The organism is Devosia nitrariae, assembly GCF_030160115.1.
Lineage (GTDB): Bacteria > Pseudomonadota > Alphaproteobacteria > Rhizobiales > Devosiaceae > Devosia > Devosia nitrariae.
This window is the reverse complement of the sequence record NZ_BSNS01000024.1, coordinates 234,646-260,399: the sequence shown is the minus strand read 5'-3', so window position 1 is coordinate 260,399 and position 25,754 is coordinate 234,646. Positions and strand designations below refer to the sequence as shown.

General features: G+C 63.4%; 29 protein-coding genes. 12 read left to right on the top strand and 17 right to left on the bottom strand.

Annotated features, from left to right (window positions below; all coding sequences use genetic code 11):
• Positions 1-56: 56 nt before the first annotated feature.
• The 3 genes from cysN to QQK18_RS24255 all read right to left on the bottom strand — a co-directional run bounded on the left by cysN (position 57) and on the right by QQK18_RS24255 (position 4,025).
• A complete protein-coding gene (gene cysN / locus QQK18_RS24265) occupies positions 57-1,961 on the bottom strand; it encodes a sulfate adenylyltransferase subunit CysN (RefSeq protein ID WP_284342979.1) in 1,905 nt (634 codons plus the stop codon).
• On the bottom strand, positions 1,961-2,887 hold the full coding sequence (gene cysD / locus QQK18_RS24260) for a sulfate adenylyltransferase subunit CysD (RefSeq protein WP_284342978.1): 927 nt from the start codon (positions 2,885-2,887) through the stop codon (positions 1,961-1,963). The genes cysN and cysD overlap by 1 nt, the downstream gene beginning before the upstream one ends.
• A 334-nt stretch (positions 2,888-3,221) precedes the next feature.
• Positions 3,222-4,025 (bottom strand): sugar transferase, encoded by an 804-nt coding sequence (locus QQK18_RS24255; RefSeq protein ID WP_284342977.1) that lies wholly within the window; start codon positions 4,023-4,025, stop codon positions 3,222-3,224.
• A 292-nt stretch (positions 4,026-4,317) separates the two neighbouring features.
• Here QQK18_RS24255 and QQK18_RS24250 point away from each other — a divergent pair, with 292 nt between their 5' ends.
• A complete protein-coding gene (locus QQK18_RS24250) occupies positions 4,318-5,094 on the top strand; it encodes an NAD kinase (RefSeq protein WP_284342975.1) in 777 nt (258 codons plus the stop codon).
• A 22-nt stretch (positions 5,095-5,116) separates the two neighbouring features.
• On the opposite strand, the gene QQK18_RS24245 is transcribed toward QQK18_RS24250, so the two are convergent.
• The 3 genes from QQK18_RS24245 to QQK18_RS24235 form a co-directional block, all read right to left on the bottom strand.
• Positions 5,117-6,253 (bottom strand): DUF2336 domain-containing protein, encoded by a 1,137-nt coding sequence (locus QQK18_RS24245; protein ID WP_284342974.1) that lies wholly within the window; start codon positions 6,251-6,253, stop codon positions 5,117-5,119.
• Between the two features lie 456 nt (positions 6,254-6,709).
• Complete coding sequence (locus tag QQK18_RS24240; protein ID WP_284342973.1) at positions 6,710-7,534, bottom strand: transglycosylase SLT domain-containing protein; 825 nt, start codon at positions 7,532-7,534, stop codon at positions 6,710-6,712.
• 62 nt (positions 7,535-7,596) lie between these two features.
• Positions 7,597-8,175, bottom strand: coding sequence for a nitroreductase family protein (locus tag QQK18_RS24235; protein WP_284342972.1), 579 nt, complete (start codon positions 8,173-8,175; stop codon positions 7,597-7,599).
• Between the two features lie 206 nt (positions 8,176-8,381).
• On the opposite strand from QQK18_RS24235, the gene QQK18_RS24230 reads away from it, so the two are divergent.
• The 3 genes from QQK18_RS24230 (at position 8,382) to QQK18_RS24220 (ending at position 12,291) form a co-directional block, all read left to right on the top strand.
• Entirely contained in the window at positions 8,382-9,362 is a 981-nt protein-coding gene (locus QQK18_RS24230; protein WP_284342971.1) for a hypothetical protein, read from the top strand.
• A gap of 113 nt (positions 9,363-9,475) precedes the next feature.
• Positions 9,476-11,269 carry a hypothetical protein gene (locus QQK18_RS24225; RefSeq protein ID WP_284342970.1) on the top strand — a complete coding sequence of 598 codons (1,794 nt, stop codon included), beginning with the start codon at positions 9,476-9,478 and terminating at the stop codon, positions 11,267-11,269.
• The gene (locus QQK18_RS24220) at positions 11,266-12,291 is read left to right on the top strand and encodes a heparan-alpha-glucosaminide N-acetyltransferase (RefSeq protein ID WP_284342969.1); all 1,026 of its coding nucleotides are present in this window, start codon (positions 11,266-11,268) and stop codon (positions 12,289-12,291) included. Before QQK18_RS24225 ends, QQK18_RS24220 begins: the two co-directional genes overlap by 4 nt.
• Here the strand turns inward: QQK18_RS24220 and arfB are convergent.
• The 6 genes from arfB to QQK18_RS24190 all read right to left on the bottom strand — a co-directional run bounded on the left by arfB (position 12,275) and on the right by QQK18_RS24190 (position 16,376).
• Positions 12,275-12,706: an alternative ribosome rescue aminoacyl-tRNA hydrolase ArfB gene (arfB, locus tag QQK18_RS24215; protein ID WP_284342968.1), complete on the bottom strand. Its 432-nt coding sequence runs from the start codon at positions 12,704-12,706 to the stop codon at positions 12,275-12,277. The two genes, QQK18_RS24220 and arfB, sit on opposite strands and share 17 nt — an antisense overlap.
• Before the next feature lie 73 nt (positions 12,707-12,779).
• On the bottom strand, positions 12,780-13,007 hold the full coding sequence (locus QQK18_RS24210; RefSeq protein ID WP_284342967.1) for a hypothetical protein: 228 nt from the start codon (positions 13,005-13,007) through the stop codon (positions 12,780-12,782).
• Positions 13,004-13,471 (bottom strand): GNAT family N-acetyltransferase, encoded by a 468-nt coding sequence (locus QQK18_RS24205; RefSeq protein WP_284342966.1) that lies wholly within the window; start codon positions 13,469-13,471, stop codon positions 13,004-13,006. Before QQK18_RS24205 ends, QQK18_RS24210 begins: the two co-directional genes overlap by 4 nt.
• Before the next feature lie 40 nt (positions 13,472-13,511).
• Positions 13,512-15,488 (bottom strand): threonine--tRNA ligase, encoded by a 1,977-nt coding sequence (gene thrS, locus QQK18_RS24200; protein ID WP_284342965.1) that lies wholly within the window; start codon positions 15,486-15,488, stop codon positions 13,512-13,514.
• A 124-nt stretch (positions 15,489-15,612) separates the two neighbouring features.
• Positions 15,613-15,924 (bottom strand): membrane protein insertion efficiency factor YidD, encoded by a 312-nt coding sequence (yidD, locus tag QQK18_RS24195; protein ID WP_284342964.1) that lies wholly within the window; start codon positions 15,922-15,924, stop codon positions 15,613-15,615.
• Positions 15,924-16,376 carry an iron-sulfur cluster assembly scaffold protein gene (locus QQK18_RS24190; protein ID WP_284342963.1) on the bottom strand — a complete coding sequence of 151 codons (453 nt, stop codon included), beginning with the start codon at positions 16,374-16,376 and terminating at the stop codon, positions 15,924-15,926. The genes yidD and QQK18_RS24190 overlap by 1 nt, the downstream gene beginning before the upstream one ends.
• A 144-nt stretch (positions 16,377-16,520) precedes the next feature.
• Here QQK18_RS24190 and folE point away from each other — a divergent pair, with 144 nt between their 5' ends.
• The 4 genes from folE to QQK18_RS24170 all read left to right on the top strand — a co-directional run bounded on the left by folE (position 16,521) and on the right by QQK18_RS24170 (position 19,277).
• Positions 16,521-17,141: a GTP cyclohydrolase I FolE gene (gene folE, locus QQK18_RS24185; protein WP_284342962.1), complete on the top strand. Its 621-nt coding sequence runs from the start codon at positions 16,521-16,523 to the stop codon at positions 17,139-17,141.
• 79 nt (positions 17,142-17,220) lie between these two features.
• Positions 17,221-18,060, top strand: a complete 840-nt coding sequence (locus tag QQK18_RS24180) for an AraC family transcriptional regulator (RefSeq protein WP_284342961.1) — start codon at positions 17,221-17,223, stop codon at positions 18,058-18,060.
• Between the two features lie 39 nt (positions 18,061-18,099).
• Positions 18,100-18,546 carry a phosphoribosyl-AMP cyclohydrolase gene (gene hisI, locus QQK18_RS24175; RefSeq protein WP_284343314.1) on the top strand — a complete coding sequence of 149 codons (447 nt, stop codon included), beginning with the start codon at positions 18,100-18,102 and terminating at the stop codon, positions 18,544-18,546.
• A gap of 29 nt (positions 18,547-18,575) precedes the next feature.
• Positions 18,576-19,277 (top strand): methyltransferase family protein, encoded by a 702-nt coding sequence (locus QQK18_RS24170; protein ID WP_284342960.1) that lies wholly within the window; start codon positions 18,576-18,578, stop codon positions 19,275-19,277.
• On the opposite strand, the gene QQK18_RS24165 is transcribed toward QQK18_RS24170, so the two are convergent.
• Complete coding sequence (locus tag QQK18_RS24165; RefSeq protein WP_284342959.1) at positions 19,271-20,017, bottom strand: rhomboid family intramembrane serine protease; 747 nt, start codon at positions 20,015-20,017, stop codon at positions 19,271-19,273. The genes QQK18_RS24170 and QQK18_RS24165 overlap by 7 nt on opposite strands.
• 178 nt (positions 20,018-20,195) lie before the next feature.
• Between QQK18_RS24165 and QQK18_RS24160 the strand changes: the two genes are divergently transcribed.
• The 3 genes from QQK18_RS24160 (at position 20,196) to QQK18_RS24150 (ending at position 22,467) form a co-directional block, all read left to right on the top strand.
• The gene (locus QQK18_RS24160; protein WP_284342958.1) at positions 20,196-20,846 is read left to right on the top strand and encodes a PAS domain-containing protein; all 651 of its coding nucleotides are present in this window, start codon (positions 20,196-20,198) and stop codon (positions 20,844-20,846) included.
• Positions 20,847-20,956: 110 nt separating this feature from the next.
• Positions 20,957-21,589: a PilZ domain-containing protein gene (locus QQK18_RS24155; protein WP_284342957.1), complete on the top strand. Its 633-nt coding sequence runs from the start codon at positions 20,957-20,959 to the stop codon at positions 21,587-21,589.
• A gap of 233 nt (positions 21,590-21,822) precedes the next feature.
• Positions 21,823-22,467 carry a transglutaminase-like cysteine peptidase gene (locus QQK18_RS24150; protein WP_284343313.1) on the top strand — a complete coding sequence of 215 codons (645 nt, stop codon included), beginning with the start codon at positions 21,823-21,825 and terminating at the stop codon, positions 22,465-22,467.
• A 100-nt stretch (positions 22,468-22,567) separates the two neighbouring features.
• Here QQK18_RS24150 and QQK18_RS24145 read toward each other — a convergent pair whose 3' ends face one another.
• Positions 22,568-22,888, bottom strand: a complete 321-nt coding sequence (locus QQK18_RS24145; RefSeq protein ID WP_284342956.1) for a DUF6949 family protein — start codon at positions 22,886-22,888, stop codon at positions 22,568-22,570.
• Between the two features lie 86 nt (positions 22,889-22,974).
• Between QQK18_RS24145 and QQK18_RS24140 the strand changes: the two genes are divergently transcribed.
• Positions 22,975-23,673, top strand: a complete 699-nt coding sequence (locus tag QQK18_RS24140; protein ID WP_284342955.1) for a hypothetical protein — start codon at positions 22,975-22,977, stop codon at positions 23,671-23,673.
• A gap of 78 nt (positions 23,674-23,751) precedes the next feature.
• Here QQK18_RS24140 and QQK18_RS24135 read toward each other — a convergent pair whose 3' ends face one another.
• From QQK18_RS24135 to QQK18_RS24125, 3 genes are all read right to left on the bottom strand, one after another.
• Positions 23,752-23,964, bottom strand: coding sequence for a DUF3126 family protein (locus QQK18_RS24135; RefSeq protein WP_284342953.1), 213 nt, complete (start codon positions 23,962-23,964; stop codon positions 23,752-23,754).
• An 87-nt stretch (positions 23,965-24,051) separates the two neighbouring features.
• Positions 24,052-24,876, bottom strand: coding sequence for a serine O-acetyltransferase (gene cysE, locus QQK18_RS24130; protein WP_284342952.1), 825 nt, complete (start codon positions 24,874-24,876; stop codon positions 24,052-24,054).
• 73 nt (positions 24,877-24,949) lie between these two features.
• Positions 24,950-25,678 (bottom strand): alpha/beta fold hydrolase, encoded by a 729-nt coding sequence (locus QQK18_RS24125; protein ID WP_284343312.1) that lies wholly within the window; start codon positions 25,676-25,678, stop codon positions 24,950-24,952.
• Positions 25,679-25,754: the final 76 nt, after the last annotated feature.

The following is a 25,754-nucleotide window of genomic DNA, read 5'->3' as shown; positions in this document are numbered from 1 at the left end:
GCGACAACAAATACCTACTAGAGCCGGCGCTCTGATGCCATCAGAGCGCCTAAGGTCTAGCCGATCAGACGCACATAGAGCTCGTCGGCAAGGTCGACCGGATCATGCTCTGCCCCATGCAACACGATGTCTGCACGTTCGGGCGCTTCGAAAGCGCTGTCGATGCCCGTGAAGTTCTTGATCTGGCCGGCGCGTGCCTTGGCATAGAGCCCTTTGGGATCGCGCGCCTCGCACACTTCGAGGGGCGTGTCGACGTAGACCTCGAGGAAATCGATGTCGCCGGCGATCTCGCGCGCCATGCGCCGCTCATTGCGGAAGGGCGAGATGAACGACACGAGAACGATGAGCCCCGAATCGGCCATCAGCCTGGCAACCTCAGCCACCCGCCGGATGTTCTCGATGCGGTCCGTATCGGTGAAGCCCAGGTCCTTGTTGAGCCCGTGGCGCACATTGTCGCCGTCGAGGATATAGGCGTGCTTGCCCTCGGCGGTCAGTCGCTTCTCGATGAAATTGGCGATCGTCGACTTGCCGGACCCGGAGAGACCTGTGAACCAGACGATGCGCGGCGTTTGCGCCTTCATCTGCGCGCGAACCTCCCGGTTCACGTCGAAGCTCTGATAGGTCAGGTTCTGCGCGCGCCTGAGCCCGTAGTCGATGGTGCCGGCGCCGAGAGTGCGATTGGAGATGCGGTCGATGAGGATGAAGCCGCCGGTCAGCCCATTGTCCTTGTAAGGATCGAATGCCACCGGCTTGTCGGTCGCTACCGTCACCGTGCCGACCTCATTGAGCTCAAGAGTCCTGGCCGCGCTCTTCTCGAGCGTGTTGACGTTGGTGCGGTGCTTAAGTCCTGTGATGGTCGCGGGAACCGTTTGCGAGCCGATCTTGAGGAGGTATGAGCGTCCAGGATAGGCCGGCTCGTCGTTCATCCAGATGAGGCGGGCCTGGAACTGGTTCGAGTATTCTGGCGTGGCGCCCGAATGGGTGAGCACGTCGCCGCGCGAGATATCGATCTCCCGGTCGAGCACGAGGGTCACCGCCTGGCCTGCCACCGCCCGCTCGAAATCACCATCCATCGTCACGATACGCGTAACGACGGCAGGCTTTCGCGAGGCCGCGACCAGCACCTCGTCGCCAACCTTGACGACGCCCGAAGCGACCGTGCCGGAAAAGCCGCGGAAATCGAGGTTGGGCCGGTTCACCCACTGCACCGGAAAGCGCAGCGGCCGCTGGGCCCGGTCCTCGCCGACCTCGACGGTTTCCAGATAAGGCAACAGCGGTTCGCCGCCATACCAGGGCATGCGCTCGCTGCGCTGGACGATATTGTCGCCGCGCAGTGCCGAAACCGGCACGGCCGCCAGTGACTTGAACCCAAGCTCGGCGGCAAACGCTCGATACTCGGCCTCGATCCGCTCGAAAACCTCTTGGGAATAGTCCACCAGGTCGATCTTGTTGACGACGAGGACGATGTGTTTGACCCCGATGAGCGAGAGAATGAAGCTGTGCCGCCGGGTCTGCGTGAGGAGCCCTTTGCGCGCATCGACCAGCAGCAGGGCCAGATCCGCGTTGGAGGCGCCCGTCGCCATGTTGCGCGTATACTGCTCGTGGCCGGGCGTGTCCGCGACGATGAACTTGCGCTTGTCGGTGGAAAAGAACCGATAGGCGACGTCGATGGTGATGCCCTGCTCGCGCTCGGCGGTAAGCCCGTCGACGAGCAGCGAGAAGTCGATACCCTCCTCGCCCACGTGCCGATTGCGACTTTCGTTCTTGAGCGACGCGAGCTGGTCGTCGAGAATCAGCTGGCTGTCATAGAGCAGCCGGCCGATCAGTGTCGATTTGCCGTCGTCGACGCTCCCGCAGGTCAGGAACCGGAGCAGGGACTTGCCGGTCTGCTGCTCGAGCCAGAGCGCGATATCGGTGTCGGCGCTGACATCGAGCGCGGTCTCTTGCGTGGCCTTGAGCATCAGAAGTATCCCTCTTGCTTCTTCTTTTCCATCGAGCCGGCCTGGTCGCTGTCGATCAGACGTCCTTGCCGTTCAGAGGTGCGGCTGGCCTGCATCTCCATGATGATCTCGGCGAGCGTTGCCGCGTCCGAGCGGATTGCGCCGGTCAGGGGGTAGCAGCCGAGTGTGCGGAAGCGGACCATCTCTTCTCGCGGAGCCTCACCCGGCGCGAGCGGCATCCGCTCGTCATCCACCATGATCAGCGTGCCCTGCCGCTCGACCACCGGCCGGTGCCTCGCGAAATACAGGGGCACGATGGGGATGCCTTCCGAATAGATGTAGGTCCAGATGTCGAGTTCGGTCCAGTTGGACAGCGGAAACACCCGCATGCTCTCGCCGGGATTGAGTCGCGTGTTGAACAGCCGCCAGAGCTCGGGCCGCTGGTTCTTGGGATCCCAGGCATGCTGGGCGTTGCGATGCGAAAAGATGCGCTCCTTGGCGCGGCTCTTCTCCTCGTCGCGCCGTGCGCCGCCGATTGCCGCATCGTACTTTCCGGCATCGAGCGCCTGGCGCAGCGCCGCCGTCTTCATGATGTCGGTGTAGCGTGACGAGCCGTGGTCGAACGGGTTGATGTTGTCGCGAAGCCCATCCGGGTTGGTGTGGGTGATGAGGTCGAACTCGTACTCTTGCGCCATCCTGTCGCGGAAGGCGATCATCTCCCGGAACTTCCAGGTGGTGTTGACATGCAGCAGCGGGAACGGGATGCGGGAGGGAAAGAAGGCCTTCCGCGCCAGGTGCAGGAGCACGCTGGAATCCTTGCCGATCGAATACATCATCACCGGCCGGTCGAAGCTCGCGGCAACTTCCCGCAGGATTTCTATGCTTTCCGACTCCAGCGCGTGCAAATGGCTGAGTTGGGTGGGGGTTTGCCCTATATCCTGACCCATCTGGGGATGATACTCCGTCTGTACTGCGTCACTTCGGGTGGACGCGCGGGCGCGGCCGGCTTGGCTCGACCTGCACCACATTGCGCGGCGATCGAGAAGCGTAAATAGCGATGGCGTTGAAATAGAGGCCGCGGCCGGTGCACTCAAGGCCCCACCGAGCAAGCGATTTCCGCGCGGGGGGGCAAGGCGAGCAACCATTGCTCCGCCAGCAGCGGTTGGCACGAGTTCGGTCCGAGCAGACGATAATGCCGAAATTTGCGGCTATGAAACCCCGAACATCAGCCGGCGGATGGTGCCGCCGGCTGAAAGGTGATTCGATGACCGAGATCCTGGGTCAGTTGCCCGTGCCGCTGATAAACTCGCGCCGCAGGGTTATCCAAATGATGCGCAGGTCGAGAAGCAGCGAGAAGTTCTGGATATAGGCGATGTCGTGATCGACGCGGGCCTTGGCAACCTCCGCCTGCGTGGTGGGTCCGCGCAGACCGTTGGCTTGCGCCCAGCCAGTGATTCCAGGCAGCATGTCGAACCGCGCAGGGTAATAGGGCACGAGTTCGGTGTAGAGCACGCCGCCTGCCATCATCCCGGGCACATGGGGGCGCGGCCCCACTATCGACATGTCGCCCGAGAGGACATTGAAGAGCTGCGGAAGCTCATCGATGCTCGTGCGTCGCAGAAATCTCCCGACCGGCGTCACCCTCGGATCGTCCGACACCGTCTGCGTGACGCCCGATTCGTCGCCATCCTCGACCCGCATCGAGCGGAACTTGAACATCTCGAACGGCTTGCCCCCAAGGCCTTCGCGGCTCTGCCGGAAAAACACCGGTCCGCGGCTGTTCACCTTGATGGCGATCGCGACCAGGCACAGCAACGGCGCGAGCGCGAACAAGGCCGCCGTGGTGACCACAATGTCGAAAGCGCGCTTGAGAACGAGCTGCATGTCCCTGTCCCGCGAGGGGAGCACGGAACTGGGCTGGCTGTTCGTCATGTAGAGCGGCAGCCCGCTGGCGTCCTGATGGCCGCGCAGACGAACTCGGTCCGTCGAGCTGGTTTCCAGTCGAGCGTAAGGAACGGCTGTCCGGGAATTCAACTCCAGCTCAGGACGAAGTTCGCCTTCGCCTGATTCGCTGAAAGTGCTCATCTATGCACCCATGCACAGGGTTAGAGTTAACAATCCGTTAATGCCGCAAGGTGACTCTAACAGATATTCCCGAGCCGCCAATGGCTTTTGAAGCAACCTCAAGAAAAGGTAAACGCGCTGTGTGAATTTTGCGCAAAGCCTTGTCGCGGCCCGCTTTGAAGCCGGCGCTCGCTGGCAAGCCGTTGCGTCCCGTGCTAGACGCAAGCGGCGCAACGCTGCCGGCGCTTGCGCCGCCGACGGCACTCGTAACAGCGCCGCAATTGCCCTTGTGCCGGATCGAGGAGTGCACCGGTTGACCAGCCCTGCCCCCCGCAAGATCGGCTTTGTGGCCAGTGGCACGCCAGATGCGGAGGCTGCTGTCGCCGATCTGCGGGCGATGTATGGCGAGGCCGGACTGGACGAGGCCGAAGCGATCGTCGCCCTAGGCGGCGATGGCTTGATGCTCCAGACCCTGCACAAGGTCATGCGCCGCAACGTGCCGGTCTACGGGATGAATTTCGGTTCGGTCGGATTTCTCATGAACAATTTCGCACGCGACGACCTGATCGAGCGTCTCGAAGTGGCGCAGCCGACGGAGATCTATCCCCTCTCCATGGAGGTCATCGACGCCAACGGCCATCGCCAGAAGGCGCTGGCGCTCAACGAAGTCTCGCTTTTCCGTTCAACCTACCAGGCCGCCAAGCTCCAGATCCTCGTCGACGGCGAGACCCGGCTCGACGAACTGATCTGCGACGGTGTGCTGCTCTCGACCCCTGCCGGCTCGACCGCCTACAACCTGTCAGCCCACGGCCCGATTCTGCCCATCGGCTCGCCGCTCCTGGCCCTCACGCCCATTTCGCCGTTCCGTCCGCGCCGCTGGCGAGGCGCCATAGTCAACAATCGTGCCGTCGTCACCTTTCGCACGCGCGAGGCCGACAAACGCCCGGTGAGCGCGGTGGCCGACAACGTCGAGTTCCAAAACGTGCTCGAGGTCCATGTGCGCGAGGATCGCGCCTCCGGCGTCACCCTGCTCTTCGACCCGGGAACCAGCCTGGAAGAGCGGGTGCTGATCGAACAGTTCAGGTATTAGTCCGGGCGCGAGAGCCCGCCGGTCAGGCAGCCGGCAGCGCCAGCCGCTCCTCCGGACCAATCTGCAGGTGAGTGGACGCTTCCGCCGCGAAGGCTGCCATGACGCCCTGTGCCGCCCGGCGGGCGAGCAGCACGTTCTGCTCGCAAAGATAGGCGAAAGCCTCGGCAAGATCGTCCGGAATGTCGCCCTCGTGCTCGGCGATCAGTTCTTCCGTCAAAGCCGTCACCACAAAGTGGCGCGCAGCGATATCGTCGGCAAGGTCGACCGAGCGCGCATGGGCGATGAGGCGGGCCAGAAGGTTACGCACGCCTTCGGCAAGGCCGCAGCGGGCAAGCAGCGCGTTGAGCGCGGCCCGGCTGCCATGCTCAAGAATTGAGAAGACCTTCGCCCGCGGCACGTCGCCGAGCTCGGAGCAGCAGGCCGCAAAAAACAGCACGTGTCCGTTGACCAGGGCATGGAGCAAAGTGCGCGTACTGAGCTGGTCCTGCGTCGCCAGCTCCTCGGCGTAGGCGCAGGCGCCCTCGCCCGCTTCGCGCTCACCAATGCGCGTTACCGCCGTATCGAGCGCGTTGCGCAGCAGCCGCTCCAGCCGCCCTCGCGCAATGGCGCCACTGACGATGCGCAGGCCCCGTAGCGCCGTAACGACGTTGCGCACCAACAACAGGCGAGCGTCTGCCGGCAGATCCGCCCGCGCCAGCAGTACAGCGCGCACTCTGGCATCCTCGCCCATCTCGTGCGCCAGCCGTTTTAACGTTGGCGCACCGATCGGCACGTCGGCACGCTCGAATATCCTGAGCGTCACCGGCCGCACCCCGCGCGCCAGAAGCGCCTCGGCGAGCCGGCGGCTGACCTCGCCTCGCTCGGCAGCCGAAAGCAGCATGGCCTCGTCAAACCCCGCGACCAGCGGCAGGATATCCGCGTCAACCAGAACTGGCGAGTACTGCAATACCGCTCGGGCGATAATCGGGCTGTCGTGCAGGAGCGCCAACATGATCGGCCGCGGCGCCTCACGTGCGTGCAAAAGACCGTAGGCCATCGATGCACGCACCTTTACCGAGGGGTCCTCGAGGAACCCGAAAAGCGCCGCATAAAGCGCCGCGTGCTCATCGGCCGGCCCGCTATGGCGCAGATAGGCTAGCGCCGCCAGATGTGCCGCCATCCCCCGCTCCGCGCTATCTGGCGATCGGGACAGGGAAACGAACTCATCATAGCCAACCATTGCGCTCTCCGGCACTTGCACCAGAAAAGCTACCGCTCAAGCCTTAAGGATTGGTTCACCATAAATGGTCGGGCATGCACGCGAGCCACCTGCCGGCTCGAGGCGTTCAGAACGAGGCGAGAAAAAATTGGGAAAGCCTGGAAGCCGCGTTTGCCAAAGCGAAGAGACCGGCCCATGACAGCAACGCGAGACCAACAATGGTCCATCCCCTCGGCAGGGGCCTAGCGAACTGAACTCTGCGGGTGAAGCCAGCCATATCCCACCTCCCGCGGCAGCGCATGCCGTCGGAGGCCACTACGCGCCAGACCCCTTTAATGGCCAGTTAAGGTCAGCCTGCGGATTGCGCGATTCGTGCCGCTGGCTAGAGCGGGACGCGAAAAAACCACGACAACAAAACTAGCGGGCAAAGAGCCGCGTGAACAGCACGCGGGCCGCGGCGTCTCCGGGCGGTGCAAGTTCCGGAAGCTGCGCAGGCTCGGGTTCCGTGCGGAACAACCCGGTAAATGACATATTGGCCGGCGAGAACCGCGATGGGATGACCTCGGCGTTGGATTGCTGCGCAGCCGGCGATTCGCTCGCCATTTGCTGGGCGGCAAAGGCCGGGCTTTGCCCCTCCGTTTCGTGTCGCGACACCAGTCTTCGATAGACCTCGCGGATCGTGCGCGCCTTGCCGTTGGCGTAAAAGATCGCCGTGTTGGCCGCCGCCTGCCGCGGAAAGAGATCGGCCGCGATCTGGTCGGGATTGGAAAGGCCCGCCATGAACAGCCGCTCGGCCCCGGCGGCTCCGAGGAAATGGGCTATATAGAGTTCTCCGGCGCTCGGCACACGGCCGAATCGGCCGGCAAGGTACTCCCCGTTGGACCTGGTGAACGCGGCGGCCATGTCCGCAGCCATCTGCGGATCTTCGCGCAGTCTGAGAACCTGCTCCCGTATCCGGCCGTCGGCGATCAAATAATTGCCTTCGCCGTCGACCGAGATCAGGTCCGCGTAGCGCTGGTAGCCAAGGCGCGGCCCTTGCTCCTTGACCACCTGCAGCCATGTGCTCTCCAGGAACTGGAAGAGGCCGACGGCACTCGACGTTTCTGCCTTGGCCTGCGGGTTAAGGCTGCTTTCGCGCATGGCCGTCTGCAAAAGATAGCCGAAGTCGACGCCGTTGCGGGCGCCGGCCGCGTCGAGGACGCGCACTAGGCTCTGCGGCACGGCAATCGGCTGGACGCCCATGGGTCTCCTGCCCCCGACGAATCACATCGGGTTAACAGACCCCTAATGCAGTTAACGCCGCGTTAACCCTGCCAGCGCGTCACTACGTCCACGAGCAGTGGACGCGGCCGGTCTTCGATAACGGTCGTCGGGGTCCCGATATGAACGAAGCCGACGAAGCGCTCGCCCGGCCCTGCCCCAAGCATTGCGGCCGCCTGGGCGTCATAGGCAAACCAGCGCGTCACCCATTGAGCGGCGAACCCCAGCGCGTAAGCGGCGTGCACAAGATTGAACGCCACGTTGCCGGCCGAGATGAGCTGCTCGAATTCGGGGATCTTGGGATGTTCGCGCGCCGTCGAGATGACGCCAACGGTCAGCGGCGCCGGCAGGAACTGCCGCCGCTCCAGCTCGAGCCGCGCCTCGTCAACCACGGGGTCACGGATCCTGATGATCTCCGCCAGCTTCTCGCCGGCGCGCACGCGCCCCTCGCCCTCGAAGAGCACGAGCCGCCAGGGCGCCAGCTTGCCATGGTCGGGCACGCGCGTCGCGATCGTCAGCAGATCCTCGAGCTGGGCCGCATTCGGTCCCGGCTCCTGGAGAAAGGCGAGTCCGACCGAGCGGCGGGTCATGAAGTAGGACTTGAGGGCAGCGTTTTCCGGCATGATGGGGATTCCAGGCAAAGACGGCAGTCAGATACGACGTTTGTGCTCGCGCGCACAGCCCGAGGACGAATTTTGGCACGACCGATCCGGCTGGACTGTTCCAATCTTTAAGCGTCTGTGACACAGGTTTTCCCCAATCGCCGCCTAACCGTGCGCTGGGGGTTCCGATGCGCGGAAGGGGTGCCCGCTAGATTTACGGAGTGTACATGCGTCTGGGGTTCCTGATGGTCGTTGCCGTCGCCGCAGCAATGCTGGTCGGCCTGCCTTCGGCGCCGCCCGTTCGGGCCCAGGAATCGGCCGAGATGCCACCACTGCCGCGGCCTCGACCCGACCGGGGCACACCGGCGCCGCAACCTGCGAACCCCGCCGTTCCAACGACAAATGCGGCAACCGCCGCGGAAGCCATCAGTGCCCTGACCGACGCGCCGCAACCCGTGACATTGACCGCCACCATCGCTACCGGCGGCGCACAGGTAAGCGAAGGGCTCGTGTGGCGCGTGTTCGACACCACGCCCGACGAGAGCGGCGAATTGACCATGGTCGCCAAATCCGAGGAGGCCGCCGCCAGCGTGGCGTTGCCGCCGGGCGAATACGTCGTGCACGTCGCCTACGGTCGCGCCCAGACCAGCGACACGATGACCGTCGTACCCGGCGCAAACACCAAATCGATCGCGCTTGAAGCCGGGGCGCTGCGTCTCAATGCGGCCATCAGTGGTGACCTTCCCATTCCCGCCAACCTGCTGCGCTTCGACCTCTTCACCGCGGGGGGATCTGAATCGGACCGCACCCTGGTCGCACAAGGCGTCTCGCCCAACGACATCGTCACGCTCAACTCCGGCACCTACCACGTCGTATCGCACTTCGGACGGATCAACGCGGTGGTGCGCGCCGACTTGAGGGTCGAGCCGGGGCAACTCACCGACGCAACCCTTTATCATCATGCCAGCGAGGTCTCGTTCAAGCTGGTCTCCGAGCCGGGCGGCGAGGCCATCGCCGATGTCGAGTGGACGGTGCAGTCGCCGGAGGGAACGACCCTCTTTACCGATCTCGGCGCGTTCCCCGCGACGGTGCTTGCCGCCGGCGATTACCAGGTCATCGCCAAACAGGGAGAGTCGGTATTCAATCGCGACTTCGAGGTCCGCGCTGGCGCGCCCACTGAAATCGAGGTCCTGACGCAGGTCTACTGAGCCGGTTGTCGCCGGGCTGTCATTAAGATCGCCGACATCAGGATTCTGGCTATTGAAGCAGCGTGCACAATGGCACACATTGCCCGGCAACCCGGGCCAGAGGAGATGACGATATGACTTGGGAGTTCCGTTCACGCCGCCTGCACGCGGCTACCGCCTGTACCCTCCTTCTGGCCGTGACGCCGGTCGCCGCGCAGGAGAAGGTCAAGGAGCCAGCGCCCGCCCCGGCGGCCACGACCAGCCCGCCGGAATTCAGGCTCGAGATTCCCGAGATCACCGCCGAGGGCTCGACCCTCGATGCGGATGCAATCCGCGACATCCTCACCGGCAATGTCGCCGACTATGCCGAAGAGCTCGCGACCCTCGATGCCGACCGCATCCTCATTCCGCAGGCGACGCTGTCGATCAGCGGCACCGATTCGACCGGCGAGAACATCGTCTTTGACGTCGACTACAACGACATCGAGCTGACCGACGTCGCCGACGGGATCGCAGGGAGCGTTTCCATCGGCGGCACTTTGGTGGCTGGGCCTGAGGATGCTTCCACTGAACTGGGCGCCATCACCGCTGCCGATTTCGACATCGGCGCTACCCTTGCCTTTTATGGACTCACTGACGCAGCGGACACCGGCTTCAAGACCATCTACCGCGACCTCAGCTTTGAGGGCGGCACCTTTTCCGCCGACAGAATGGACTGCACGATCGGTGCCGCCGCTATCGAAGAGTTCCGCGCCCGGCCGCTCGGAACCTCCTTTGTCGACTTCATGGCTCTCGCAACCGAGCTGGAAGCGGCGGGTGAAGAGCCCTCGCCCGAGCTCATGTCGCGGTTCCTGGTGATTTACGCCGACATGCTGACCGCGTTCGAATCGACCCCGTCAACATTCGACGGCATCGACTGCAGCGGCGTCACCGAGGACGATGTTCCTATGACCTTCGCCATGGGCAAGCTCACCATCGGCGGGTTCGAACCGGGACGTTATCCGCAGGTTTCAATCGAAAACCTTGAAGTCATGGTCGAAGGTGGCCCGGAAGCCGGTGACTTCAGCGTCGGCAGCACGGTGTTCAAGGGGTTTGACTTCTCGGCCCAGGCCGAAGTCCTGCGCAACGCTCCCGAGAATGTCGATGAGACCTGGTTCGAGTCCAACGCCCGTAGCCTGATACCCGCCTTCGAAGGCTTCGCGCTCTCGGATATCGCGTTCGACGTGCCCAACCCCGACGCTCCCGGAGAGCGAATCACAGCATCGGTGGGCGCGTTCGACCTCTCGCTTGCCAACTACGTCAACGGCATTCCCGCCTCGATCGACAGTTCAGCCAGCAACGTCGTCATCAACCTGCCCGAAACCAGTGAGGACGAGCAGATCCAGCAGATGATCGCCGCGGGTATCACCAGTCTTGACCTCGGCTACAATCTCTCGCTCGCATGGGACGAGGCGACCGAAACCATCGCTGTTAAGGACGTGACGTTCGACGCCAGGGACATCATGACGCTCAAGCTCGCCGGCACCCTCGGCAACGCCGTTGCTGAACTGTTTTCGACCGACACCAACGTTGCCGCCATGGCCGGCATGGGCGTCACCGTCAAGGACGTCAAACTCGACATCACTGATGCCGGCTTCGTCAAGATCGCCCTCGACATGGCGGGCGCCGAGCAGGGTGCCGACGCAGCCACCATGCGCCCGATGATGGCGGGTGTCGCCGAGGGCATGGTCATGGGTGTTCTCGGAGGGGACGAGCAGGCGGCCAAGGTTGGCGCTGCTGTCGCCGCCTTCATCCGTGGCAACGACACGCTTTCGCTGACGGTGACCGCGCTCGATGAAGCCGGCTTGACCATGTTCGACTTCATGGCAGCCGAGAGCGATCCGACGGCGCTGATCAGCAAGGTCAAGATCGACGCTACGTCCGAATGAACGGTGCCGGCGCCCTCACTGCGACGTCCGAGGGCGCCGCCACTTCCCGTCCCCGCTATGGGCTGGTGGACGCCGTTCGCGGCGCCGCCATTATTGGGGTCGTCGTTTACCACTTCTTCTGGGACCTCAGCTTTCTCTGGCTGATTCCGGTCGACGTCAGCACCCACCCAATTTGGGTCGCGTTCGCCCGAACCCTGCTCGGCAGCTTCGTTTTCCTCGTCGGGGTCGGACTCGTCCTTGCCCATGGCCGTGGGATCCGCTGGCCGGCCTTCTGGCGCCGTTTCGCCGTTATCGGCGGCGCGGCGCTGCTGGTGACCGCAGGCACGCTGATCGCCTTTCCACAGACCTTCGTCTATTTCGGCGTGCTGCACGCCATCGCCCTCTTCAGCCTTGCCGGCCTCGCCTTTCTGCGCACGCCGCTCTGGCTGGTTTTCGCGCTTTCGGCCGCCTTCGTTGCGGGACCGCTGATCTACACCAATCCGATGTTCAGCGAACGGGTCTGGTCCTGGATCGGTTTTTGGCCGGTGCCGCCTCCGACCAATGACCTTGTGCCGGTCTTTCCCTGGTTCGGTGTCACGCTCGCCGGCATCGGCCTCACCCGCCTGGCACTGAGCAGAGGCTGGGCCGAGCGCATCGGCCGGTGGCGGGCTAATGGCCGCCTGTCGCGCTTACTGATCGGTGCTGGACGCTGGAGCCTCGTCATTTACCTCGTCCACCAGCCCGTGCTGCTGGCCATGCTCTACCCCACCGCCAACACGGTTTTCTCGCGGACCGCTTCGACCAATTCCTTCACCCGCACCTGCGAGATCGGCTGTGTCAATGCCGGCTCGAGCGAGCCTTATTGCACCGCCTATTGTGGCTGCGCCCTTGCGCAGGTTGAGGCCAACGACCTCTGGGCGGCGGTCGAATCTCCCGATCCGACACCAGAGCAAACCCAGGCGATCACCGACGAGGTGATCCTTGCGTGTACGGGCGATATTCCGCGGGATCCCGAAGCGCTCTCGCCTAGTCTTCCCCGCTAGGCCCCTGCCGCATCTGCTTGATCGCGCTACGCTTGACCTTGCCGGCGATACGCCGCTCCCTGGAGGCGAGCGTCGGTCTTGTCGCGATGCGCCGCTTGGGTACGATCGACCCCTCGCGCAGAAGCGCCACCAGCCGCGCAACGGCTGCATCCCGGTTTTGCTGCTGCGTGCGATAGCTGTTGGACGTCAGTACGATCACCCCGTCCTTGGTCAGCCGGCTACCCGCAAGGTTCGCGACCCGCCGCTTGACCGGCTCGGGAAGAGAGGGCGACTTTTCGAGATTGAAACGCAGCTGCACCGCGCTCGACACCTTGTTGACGTTCTGCCCGCCGGGGCCTGAGGCGCGAATGAAGCTTTCCTCGATCTCACCAGGGTCGATGGAGATCGTGCGGGTAATGGCGATAGGTTCGGCCATGGCAGTTCCACTCTATGCGAGGCTTGCCTCGATCCTCTCGGCCTGCTGCTGATCGACCGCCCCCCGAAGGTCGCTAGCGCTTCCAGCGCCCCTTGAAGATGATTTCGCCCTCATGGACGGTCAACCCTTTGACCGTCGCGCGATATCGGTCAGCCTGGCCATCGGCGCGCACGATCCACCCCTTCTCCAGCATTCGCGCGAACACCTTCTCGCCGACATCCTGGAAATCGTCAGGCCCCAGCGCATTTTCCTCACCAAGGTGGGTCAGGACCTTCAGTTCACGGTTCGACGGGCGAGTCATAGGAGCGTCTTTCGCATGCGAATGGCGGGGCCGAAGGGAGTTGATTCGGGGCCCGTGGTGACGAAGCCGCAGGCGGCATAGAAGGCTTCCGCCTCGGGCGCGGCGATGACCGAAAGGCGGGCGACGCCGAGCGGGCGCGCCTCGGCCTCACCGGCCGCCATAAGCACTCGTCCGATTCCGCGTCGCCAAAAACCCGGTTCAACGAACAGGCCGTCGACCTCGACCTCCGCGCCATTCGGCAGCATGACTATGAAGCCGGCCAGCCGCGCGCCCAACTCCGCGACCAGCACCGAGCCATCGTCGATTTGCGCCGCCGGTAGATCGACCGCCTCGGGGTGGGCGGTGAGCGCCTCGCGGTAGGCCTCGTGCATGAGCGACGCGCGCCGCTGCAGTTCGATCAGCTCGTGCCGCTCCTCGGCGCGCGCCGGCCTGATGACGGGGGCTTTGTGCAGAAAAGTCGGCATGGAGAAAACCGCCCCTATGAGGGGCGGTCCTTGTTTGTGATCAGGCAGCCTGGGCTGCCGCCTTCAGATCCGGCGCCGCGGCCTCGGCCATCAGTGCCACCATGGCGTCCCTGAAGGGCAGCACGGCCTGACCATCGCTCCCCAACCGGCGCACCGATACTGTGCCCTCCTCGGCCTCCCGTTTGCCGACGACGAACATCACCGGCACCTTGCCAACCGAGTGTTCGCGCACCTTGTAGTTGATCTTCTCATTGCGGGTGTCGATCTCGGCGCGGATGCCTGCCGCTTTGAGCTGGTCGACGAGTTTTTGCGCATATTCATCCGCTTCCGAGACGATGGTCGCGACCACCACCTGCACCGGAGCCAACCACATAGGCATCTTGCCCGCGTGGTTCTCAATGAGGATGGCAATGAAGCGCTCGAGTGAACCGAGGATTGCGCGATGCAGCATCACCGGGCGCTGCCGCGAGCCATCCTCTGCCACATAGGAGGCATCAAGCCGCTCGGGCATCACGAAATCGAGCTGCAGGGTGCCACATTGCCAGGAGCGGCCTATGGCGTCCTTGAGATGGAATTCGAGCTTGGGACCGTAGAACGCCCCTTCGCCTTCCGCGATCTCGAACTTGCGACCGGTAGCCGCCAGCGCGTCGCCGAGGCCCTTCTCGGCCACGTCCCAAACGGCATCGTCGCCCGCCCTCGTGTCAGGTCGGGTTGCCAGCAGGATTTTGACCTCGCTGAAGCCCATATCCGCATAGACGGAGTCCAGCAGGTTGCAGAAGGCTTCTGTTTCTGCCTGGATCTGATCTTCCCGGCAGAAGATATGCGCGTCGTCCTGGGTCATCTGGCGAACACGCATCAGCCCATGAAGAGCGCCGTGCGCCTCGTTGCGGTGGCAGCAGCCGAATTCGGCGAGACGCAACGGCAGATCGCGGTAGGACTTGATTCCCTGATTGAAGACTTGGACGTGCGCCGGGCAGTTCATGGGCTTCAGCGCCAGAAAATTGACGTCCGAGGAGATCTCGGGCTGCTCGCCTTCAGTCGAGGGGATCTCGTCGGGCACAACGAACATGTTCTCGCGAAACTTGCCCCAGTGACCTGACTTCACCCATAGCTTGTTGTCGACGAGCTGCGGGGTCTTGATCTCCTTGTATCCGGCACCATCGAGGCGGCGGCGGATGTAGGCCTCCATCTGGTTGTAGATGACGAAACCCTTCGGATGCCAGAAGACGCTGCCCTGCGCTTCCTCCTGAAGGTGGAAGAGGTCCATCTCCCGGCCGAGCTTGCGGTGGTCGCGCTTCTCGGCCTCCTCCATCATCGTGAGGTAGGCCTCAAGCTGCTCCCTGGTGGCAAACGCGGTGCCGTAGATCCGGCTCAAGACGGGATTATTGCTGTCCCCGCGCCAATAGGCACCGGCGACCTTGGTCAGCGTGAAGGCCTGGCCCACGTCCTTGACCGAACGCATGTGCGGACCGCGGCAAAGATCGAGCCACTGGCCCTGCCGATAGATCCTGATCGACTGGTCCTCGGGGATGGCATCGACGAGCTCCACCTTGAACGCTTCGCCCTTTGTCTCGAAAAAGGCCCGCGCCTGATCGCGCGACCAGACTTCCTTGGTAAAGGCAGCACCCCGATCGATGATCTCGGCCATCTTCTTTTCAATGGCGCGCAGGTCCTCCTCCGAGAACGGCTGCTCGCGATAGAAGTCGTAGTAGAACCCGTTCTCGATCACCGGTCCGATGGTCACCTGCGTACCGGGCCAGAGTTCCTGCACGGCCTCGGCAAGGACGTGCGCGGCATCGTGCCGGATGAGCTCGAGCGCCGCCGGGTCGTCGCGCTTGACGAACTCGATCGTTGCCCCGTCCGGCACCTCGTCCGAAAGGTCCGACAGCACGCCGTCGACGCGCATAGCCACCGTCGCCTTGGCCAGCGACTTGGAGATGGACTCGACGACGGTCGTGCCCGTGGTGCCCATCGCGTATTCGCGTGTGGCGCCATCGGGGAATCTAACCGTGATCATTTTCCAACTCCATGAATCATGAAAACCCGGGACCATTCCCGGGCAGCGACGGGGTTTAGCACTCGCGAGCGTGCGTGGAAAGGCTGGCATCGCCCCGGGCACGTGCGGTTTGCGATCGCGGACCCTACCGCCACCGCCCATAGCGCCACGGGGTGTACCAGTGCGATCCGGGCGGGATTTCCTCCGGCACGGGATCGTATCCATGCGTTCCGCCCGGGCGGCACCGGGAAAACCGCGCCAGACCCATCCATCCGCCCGGCCAGAAGCCGAAGCGCCAGATGGCATCGCGCGTATATTCCGAGCAGGTAGGCAGATGCCGACACATCCGTCCGATGAAGGCCGAGAGCGTGTAGCGGTAGACGGTGATGAGAAAGACCGCCGCGACCTTGAACGGAAAATCGACGACCCGCCAGAACCCGCCGATGAGGTTTTGCATCAGGAAGCCGCCGCAACCGACTCCCGCGACTCGATCTTTTCAAGCGCAGCCGCGACCGCGTCGAAGACGAGAAGCGTCGAGGCGTGGCGTGGCGGATAGTCGCGCACAGGCTCGAGATATCTGAGGTCTGCCCAGCGCCCGGTCGGCGGGGCGCCGCCCTGCCTGAGCATCGCGTGCATCTGCGCGCGCAGCGCCTGGAACTCGCCAGGCGTCGTCCCGACGATCTCGCGCGCAACGATCGCTGCCGATGTCTGCCCGAGCGCGCAGGCGGAGATCTCGTGCCCGTATTCCGCGATCAGGCCATCGCGCACCACCAGGTCGACCTCGATGATGGAGCCGCAAATGCGACTGACTTTGCGTGCCGTGGCGTCCGGTTCAGTCAGCCGCGGCGCCTTGGGGGCGTTTGCCGCAATATCGAGGATTTTTTCGGAATAGAGATCGCTCAGTTCCATGTTTCGGCACAAATCTGTTTCTTGAGACGCGTATGACTTGCCCTATATAAGTGCTCGCAACCGCACTGTCAGGCCTCGCACTGGCCGACGTGATCCGATTGCGCGGGGCGCTCGAGCGACCCTAGCAACAAGGAGCCGACCCTAATGGACGCCCGCGTCAAGCCGCACGAGGTGCTCGCCCTCGACCATGCGAAGGTCCCGCGCCCTTCCCTAAAGGAAGTGGAAGCAGCCGTGCGCACGCTCATCGCCTGGGCCGGCGATGACCCTGACCGCGAGGGGCTGCGCGACACGCCCCTGCGCGTGGCCAAGGCCTATCGCGAGCTTTATGCCGGCTACGAGCAGGATCCGAGGGATATCCTCGAGCGCACCTTCAAGGAAGTCGGCGGTTACGATGATATCGTGCTGGTGCGCGATATTCCCTTCCACTCGCATTGCGAGCACCACATGGTGCCGTTCGTGGGCAAGGCGCACATCGCCTACCTGCCCCATGACGGCGTCGTTGGTCTCTCGAAGCTCGCCCGCCTCGTCGAGGTCTTTGCCCGGCGCCTGCAGACGCAGGAGAACCTGACCGCGCAGATCCTCGACGCCTTGAACGAGCACCTCGGCCCGCGCGGCGCCGCCGTTATGCTCGAGGCCGAGCACATGTGCATGTCCATGCGCGGCGTCCATGCCCACGGCGTCAAGACCATCACCCACCGTTTCACCGGCGTCTTTGCCGAGGACCGCGAGGAGCAGGACAGGTTTTTCGCCATGGTGAGCCGGTAATAAACGCCCACCGCAACAGCGATCAAACCTCGCTTTCTCCGCCATGCGATAAGCTGGAGGTGTCAACGCGAGTGATCCCATGTCCGCGATCGTCAGAACCTTGTGGTACATCGAAAGCCGCTATCGCGAGGAGCTCTGCCTCGACGATTTGGCGTCGGCCACGGGCCTGTCGCGCTTCTACCTGTCACGGATGTTCCCGATGGCTACGGGCTATACCGTTTCCGGCTATCTGCGTGGACGCAGGCTGACGCAAGCCGCCAAGGCTCTGGCCGACGGCGCCCCCGACATTCTCGCGGTGGCTCTGGAGGCTGGCTACAGCTCGCACGAGGCATTCACCCGCGCTTTCCGCGATCAATTCGGCATGACGCCGGAGGAAGTCCGCAGGAGGCGCTCGATCGACAACCTCACCCTCGTGGAGGCCATCAAAATGGAAGCAGCAACCAAAGTCACCCTCGACCCCCCGCGCATCGAACACCACGGCGCCCTGCGCATCGCCGGACTTTCCGAGCATCACGGCATGGCAGGCGCCGCGGGCATCCCGGGGCAGTGGCAGCAGTTTGCCCCCTTTATCGGCAATTTCGATGGCATGATCGGCGCCGCCACCTATGGCGTCGTCGGCGAATTCTCCGATGACGTCCAAGGTTATGACTATATCGCTGGCGTCGAGATGCGCCCGGATGCGGATCTGCCGCGGGAGTTCGCCAGTATCAGCATTCCCGCCCGTACCTGGGCCAAGTTCACCCACAAAGGCCATGTCAGCAGCATAAGCAACACCTGCGCTTCGATCTTCGGCGACTGGCAGCCCAACATGGATTTCGAGACCGGCGGGGGCTACAGCTTCCTCGAATATTACGGCCCCGACTTCGACCCCAAGACCGGCTATGGCACCATGGAGATCTGGGTCGGCGTCAAGAGCTGAGGCTGGCAAAACCGCGTGGTGCGGTATAAAACCCGCACCATGACCCTGACCTTTGCCGATCCAAAGCCGCTTTCCCACGAAGAGCTCGAAGAGGGCTCTACGTTCGCACCCCGCTTCGACGCGCATGGCCTCATCGCCGTCCTTGCCATCGAAGCCGGCACCAACACGGTGCTGATGTTCGCGCACATGAACGCCGAGGCGCTCTCGCTGACGCTCGAGACCGGCTTTGTACATTACTGGTCGCGCTCGCGCGGCAAGATCTGGAAGAAGGGCGAGACCTCTGGCGAGTTGCAGAAAGTGGTCGAACTGCGTACCGACTGCGATCAGGACGCCATTGTCGTTGTCGTCGAACAGATGGGACGGGGCGCCGCCTGCCACACCGGCCGCAAGTCGTGTTTCTATCGCCGGGTCGTTCCCTCAGGGGGGACGGCGAAGCTCGAGGACATCGGTTTGCCGAGACTTTTCGACCCTGCGGAGGTATACTGAGGGACTGCTCGTCGCGTTTGGAGGGGATGATGAGCTTGTCCTCCGACAACCGGGACGTCCCTGCGAGCCAGACCGTGGTGTCGCTGGGCGCCACATTCGTCATTTTGGCCGTACTTCTCTTCTGGCCAGCGGGAAGCTGGGGCTGGGGGTTAGGCTGGGCCTTCCTCGCCGCCTTGGCCGTGCAGATCGCCATCGCCCTACCCTGGCTGCAGCGCGTCAACCCGGAGATCATTGCCGCCCGGCAGGGCATCGGCCCCAACACCAAGGGCTGGGATTACATCCTGATGCCGCTGGTGATGGTTGGCCTGGTCGGGGTCCTGCCCGTCGCCGCGCTTGACAACGCCCGCTTCGCCTTGAGCGCGCCCCCATTCACGGTCATCCTCTTCGGCTATGGGCTGTTCGTTGCCGGTTTCTGGATCATGGCCTGGGCACAGGCGGTCAACCGCCACTTTGAGCCGAGTGTCCGCATCCAGACCGAGCGCAACCATCAGGTGGTGGAAACTGGCCCCTACGCCTATGTCCGCCACCCCGGCTATCTCGCCGCAAGCCTGCTGGCCTTTGGCTGGGGATTTGCTCTTGGTTCGACCTGGGCGCAAATACCCGCTCTGTTGACGACCCTGGTGCTGATCGTGCGTACAGAACTGGAAGATCGCACCCTGCAGGCCGAATTGCCTGGCTATCCCGACTACGCCCGGAGCGTGCGCGCCAAGTGGATACCCGGGGTTTACTGAGCGCCGGCGGGGCGCCGCTCGAAAAGCCCGACAAGGAGCAGACCGGCAACGAATCCCCCCAGATGCGACTGCCAGGCGATCTGCACACCCTGACCTGTCAGCAGCGGCAGGAACGGTATCGCCGCATTCAGCAGCACCCAAAAGAGCGTGAACACCCGTGCCCGCGGATTGCGCATCATTTCGCTAAGAGAGGCCAAGCGCCGCCCGAGAATGACCCGCTCGCCTGTTTCGGGGTCCTGGCCGACGATGACCGGTTGGAAGATAAAGCGCATCGCCGCGCCCATGAGGCCGGCGACGCCCCCTGAAGCGCCAATCAGATAAGCGACGGTCATCAGATCGGTGAGCGCGAACGCCGCCGCTCCGGCTGCCGCGCTCGCAAAGAATATCGCGAGCATCGGCCAGGTTCCGTATCGCCGGGCCACAGGCGTCGCAAATATTGCCAGCCATGCGACATTGACGATGAGATGCTCCCAGCCCGCGTGCAGCAGCGCGTGAGTGAACGGCGTCCACACGAGCGGCAACGCCAGCCCTATGTCCTCGGCCGCCGCCGCGATGCGTAGCGGCAGGAAGGCCAGGAGGTTGACCAGTTGCAGTTGGCTCTCTTGGTTAAGAACCAGTCCCTGAGCGAGGTGAATGGCAACCAGGACGCCGATGAGCCCGGTGACCCCGCCAGGAATGAGGAAAACCGGCTCACGCCCCCGCGCCCCCCGGTTTTCCGCATCCCCATGTTGTTCAGTCATCCGGTTTCTCCCAAGGGGCCAGCCTGCCCGGTTCTGGGACATGTTTTCCACATCGACCCGGCGACGTTAACCTTAACCATTCTTTAAGGGCGATTTTGGCGGCGGGTTTTGCCACTCTCGGAGGCGTTGGACAGGGCATCGGCATAGATGGCTCGCACGATTCTGGCGGAAAAGAACAATGCAAAAAGCGAGCACCAAGATCCTCTACGAGTACTGGAACACCTTGCGCGGCTCGCGCAGTGCTCCCGACCGCCGGGATATCGACCCCACCCGCATCCGCGAGGCCCTGGCCAATACCTTCATCCTCGAGCTCGAGGAGAATAGTAGCTTCGCCTTTCGTCTCGCCGGCTCGCACCTCTGCACGGCCTACTGCCGCGAGCTCAAAGCCCGTTCGTTCAGTGCCCTTTGGCACGACCGCGACCGCGACGCCATCGAAACCCTGATCCGCGCCGTCACCGAAGACCATGCCGTTGCCCTCGTCACCTTCCAGGGCACGACCGCGATCAACACCAAGGTTTCCTTCGAGACGATCCTCTTGCCGCTGCGGCACAACGGATCCACCTTCAACCGTATCCTGGGCGCAATGACCGCCATCGACCACCCCTATTGGCTGGGCGTGCAACCCGTTGTCGAGCAGCGCATTACGGGTCTCCGCCTCATCTGGCCGGACGACGCGCCCCAGCAGGATCTGGTCGCCGATGTGGCAGCCAACGTTTCGGGAGAGCCACCTTTCGCCAGCCATATGAATGGCGCGGTTCCTGCTACCGTCTTCGGGCGCAGCGCCCGCCGCTATGCCCATCTGGCAGTCATCGACGGCGGCCGGCAGTAGCCGGTTTCGTTAGACCCCGCTGCGCAAGCACCGCGTTATTTCTCACCATGCGTTAACCAAACTCCAGTACGGTGGTTGAGAAGTATTCTGCTTCCCTATCGGTTTGGTGCATGCTCAGCGACAACGTTTCTTCACCGCCCCTTGCGGTCGCAGACCGCACCAGCGCGGAACCAGCCCGGTTCCAGCGCGTGAGAATTTCTGTTCTCGGCCGCTACATGCTCGCTGACAAGCGAGAATTCCCCTGCCAGATACTCGAGATGTCGCCAGGCGACGCGGTTGTTATCGCGCCGGTGACGGGAATTGTGGGCGAAAAGGTCATCGCCTACCTCGACCATATCGGGAGAATCGAGGGAACCGTGATCGACCAGGTCGAGGGCGGGTTTCTGATGAACGTCGCCGCTTCGCCGCGCAAGCGCGACAAGATGGCCGCGCAACTGACCTGGCTCGCCAATAGAGATCTCCTCAACATTCCCGAGGACCGCCGGCACGAACGCGTCGTGCCCGACAACCGCCATTCGACCGTCGTTCTGGATGACGGTCGGCGTTACAACTGCAAGATCATTGACATCTCGCTTTCAGGCGCCGCCGTCGAGATCGATGTGCGCCCGGCTATGGGTACGCCGCTGACGCTCGGACGCATGCGAGCCCGCGTCGTGCGGCACTTCCAGAACGGCGTTGCCGTGGAGTTCACTTCGACCCAGGAAATGATCACGGTCGTCCAGCAGAACCTGCGCGTCAACTGACGACGGCTAGAGCGCGATGATCGAGTTCGATCTCGCACTCTAACCTTTGTTATCGATTTTAGCGAAAACCGGGTCCCACTTTTCGCGTCCCGCTCCATCGGCTATTTCGACCGCCTGTCTCGCGACGGTCTTTTTCATGCTTAACCAAATCCTGCAACAATCGCTAAAACACGCATAAAAACTGCATTGCAGTTTTCGGACCGGGGCAATCGGCAGTCCCTAACGTGGTCTCCATCAGGGAGACCACAACAATGTCCATCGCCGCAAAGGCCTTCAAGACGGTCCTCATCGCCGCCCTTGCCGCCTTCTCCGCTATGCCGGCCGCCGCGCTTGACCTGACCAATGTTGCCTTCGTCAGGGTCGTCTCGGGCAACACCAGCATTCCTGTCGGCCACGCCGAGTTCTGCAAGGCTCGTCCAGCCGAATGCCAGGCGAACGCCGACCCGCTGCTGGCAGTGACGCTCGATGAGGACCGGTGGAACCAGCTCCTGGACATCAACGCCCATGTCAACGGCACGGTCGTGCCGGTCTCCGACAGCGATCTCTACGGCGTCGAGGAATTCTGGACCTACCCCAACGGCTACGGTGACTGCGAGGATTTCGTGCTGGCCAAGCGCCGCGCCCTGATCGAAGCCGGCTGGCCCGCCAGCACCCTGCTTATGGCGGTGGTGCGCGAAGCCAATGGCGACGGCCACGCGGTGCTGCTCGTGCGCACCGATCGCGGTGACCTCGTGCTCGACAACCAGGACGGCCTGGTCCGGATCTGGAACGAGACGCCCTACCAGTTCGTCAAGCGCCAGGACCAGGCCCATGCCGGTCGCTGGGTCGACATGATCGACGACCGCGCCATCACCGTGGCCGCGACCGCCAGCCATTGACCGCAGCATCTGTTGCAGGCGGCCGATAGCACGAGCCCGAACAGCACGGCCGGCCTCGAGAGATCGAAGCCGGCCGTGCTGTTTCTCAATATCGGGATCCTCAGGTGCGGATCGCCACGTAGAGGCCGACGAACATCAGTCCGGTAATGAACGCCCAGCCGAAGGCAACGAGCGCCGAAACGAGCGCGGAACTGAGCGAGAGCGTTTGGCCTTGCCCATGCCGCCAGCCCAACTGGAGCATGATGTAGGGTCCGCACACGAAACTCATGAAGAGGTGGCCCAGCGCCTGAAAATACGTTGCCCCGTCATACCGCAGCAATGCCTCTTGGCGCGCAAGCCACTGATAGAGATGGGTACCGGCGCCCGCCACGCACAAACCAACTCCCATGATGAATGCTGCCAGCAGCAGTTCCCTCTCCATCACCCCACCGCTCTGCGTTTCTTTACGATTTGTTAATCATATTTGCCGCCCTATCGGCTGTCACCTACCCTTAGAAGATCTGGTTAATGCCGCTCATGCGTATGGCGCCTGCACCCAACACGGCATTGGCCGGCACGACCCGCCCGACGGCATCCGCGATCGCCTACAATCTGGCGGGGCTGGCGGTGCTCGCAGCGCTGGTGGCCGTCGCGGCGGCGTATCTTCTCGATTTCCACATGGCGAGCCACAGCGGGCCGCCGCCGGCCCAGACCATGACGACACTCGTTTCGCGCACCATCGGCGGACGCGAATTGCGTATCCCGCTCGACTGGTTCCGCGGCGAGGCCAGCCCCAAGGATGAGTTCGCCAGCCAGGTCGAGTTGCGTGCCGCCCTTGCCCTCGAAGGGCTCGACCGGCCGGCCACGATCGACGTCACGCTCCTGCCGCGCAGCCGCGTACGGCCGAGCGCAATGCTGCTCGACACGGTCTACTTGCGCGATTTCGGATCGGAAACGCTGCGCGGAGCACCCGGCCTCGTCGGTAAGCGGTTGTTGCCGGAGCGGGGATTGGGTGAGACGGTGTGGTACGATCCGCTCTCGCCTGCCCCGTTCGTGGCCAAGTGCATGGCGCCTGTGGAAACAGGTGCGCCTGGCCGATGCCTCCGCTCGGTCGTCCTGCCAAGCGGAGTTGGTGCTGTCTATGCCTTCGACGACACCGTTCTCGAAGGCTGGATGGGGTTCGATGCGGTTGTGAAGCGCATGATGACAACCATCGGCGCCTGGTAGAATACCCCGCCGATGCGGCCGATTTTCCTCTTCCAGGACTTACATGTCGCCAGGTGGCAAGCCTCAGTCCGAGGCTGACTACTCCTCGAGATCAATATCGAGGATCGACATCGAGAACATATAGGAGAGGTCACCGTCCTCGTCGTCGACGTGGATGAGGCCGATCGATTCGTCCCCAACGAACACCTCGACCGAATCGTTGAGCTTGGCGCGAGGCCGCACGTCGATGTTGCGGTTGTTGAATTTGCGCTGCAGGAAGTTCTGCAACTTGATGATTTCGGGTTGGTTCACGCGCTAATCCTGGTTCGTTGTCTCGGGGAGCGGGACTTAAGCCACTTGGGTGATGCGGGGCAACCCCGCAAGGCTTATCGCTCCTCACTATTGGTTCATATCGTGGACCAGCACCATCTGGTCCATCACCAGCGCCGGTTGGGCGCATCCAGCTTCGCCGATGACCTTGGCCGGTACGCCCGCGACCGTCACGCGCGGCGGCACTTCCTTTAGGACTACCGACCCGGCGCCGATCCGCGAGCAGTCGCCGATCCGGATATTGCCCAGGACCTTGGCACCCGCACCTATAAGAACGCCGTTGCCGATCTTTGGATGCCGGTCCTGATCCGATTTGCCCGTACCTCCCAGGGTTACGCCCTGCAGGAGGGAGACGTTGTCGCCGACCGTCGCGGTCTCGCCGATGACGAGCCCCGTGCCATGGTCGAGCATGATGCCACGTCCCATCGTGACGGCTGGATTGATGTCCACCTGGAACACCTGGCTCGACCTGCTCTGCAGGTAGAGCGCGAAATCCCGCCGGCCGGCGAGGAAGAGAGCATAGGCGAAGCGGTGCGTCTGGATGGCCTGATAACCCTTGAAGTAGAGCAGCGGTTCGATGGCCCGGTGGCAGGCCGGATCGCGCTCGAGGGTTGCGGCGAGATCGGCCCGGGCCGCCTCACCGATCTCGGGATGGTCGACCATGGCGTCGCGGAAGGCCTGCCGGATGAGGTCGGCCGAAACATCATCGTGATGCAGTCGCGCCGCGATCCGATGGGCCAGGGCCTCCTCAAAGGTATCGTGGTTGAGGATGGCCGAAACCACCAGGTTGGACAGCGAGGGCTCGTTGGAAACGATCTCGCGTGCACCCGCCGTCACCGCATCCCAGACGGGATCGACCGAAGCGATGGACGACGTGCGTGTCTTGCTGCTCATAGCCGGACTCCTGTTCGCCCGTTCCTATACGCCATACAATGCTTCCTAACAAAGCTTCGCAGGAACAATTGGTTCACGTTTGGCTGACGGCAGGGAACGTCCTGCCGAGGAACGCCAGAGCGGCTTCCTTGAACTTGGTGTCGCCGGTGGCGCGCATGTGGTCCCGACGCGGGATGAGGAATGCCTCGCCGTGCGGCAGTAACTGCGCCAGTTCTTCCGGCCGTCCTGCCATCACGTCCGCCTCGCCGACCGCCACCAGGACGGGCACCTCGATTCGCCGCACGTCCGCCCGCGGCATCGGCAGACGGGAGGTCTCCATGCAGGCGGCGAGCGCTTGACGGTCGGACCGGGTGTGATCTGCAAAGATGCGGAACTGCCGTGCCGTCGGATGGGTCAGCCCGTCAAGCGAAGGAGCGAGGAGCCCGGCGATGATGTCGTTGCTATCAGCCAATCCGTTGACGAGGTTCATGCCCATGCCCCCGAAAACGGCAGTCGGGAGCCGCTCGGGGTGATCATAGGCAAGGAAGGCTGCAATCCGCGCGCCCATCGAATAGCCCATCACCGCCGCCTGCTCGAATCCCAGATGGTCGAGAAGCGCCAGCGCATCTCCCGCCATCAGCTGCGGGTAGTAGAGCTCGGGATCATGCGGCTTGTCGCTCGCGCCGTGCCCGCGATTGTCGAGCGTGATCACGCGGTAGCCGGCGCCGGTCAACGTTTCGACCCAGCCTGTCTCGATCCAGTTGACCCTTCCGCTCGAGGCAAAGCCATGGATGCAGAGTATCGGCGGTCCCTCGCCATGCATTTCGTAAGCGAGGGTCAGGGAGTCGTTCTGGAAGGTGGGCAAGGGTATCTCCGCTCAAGCGTGATACTGCGACGCT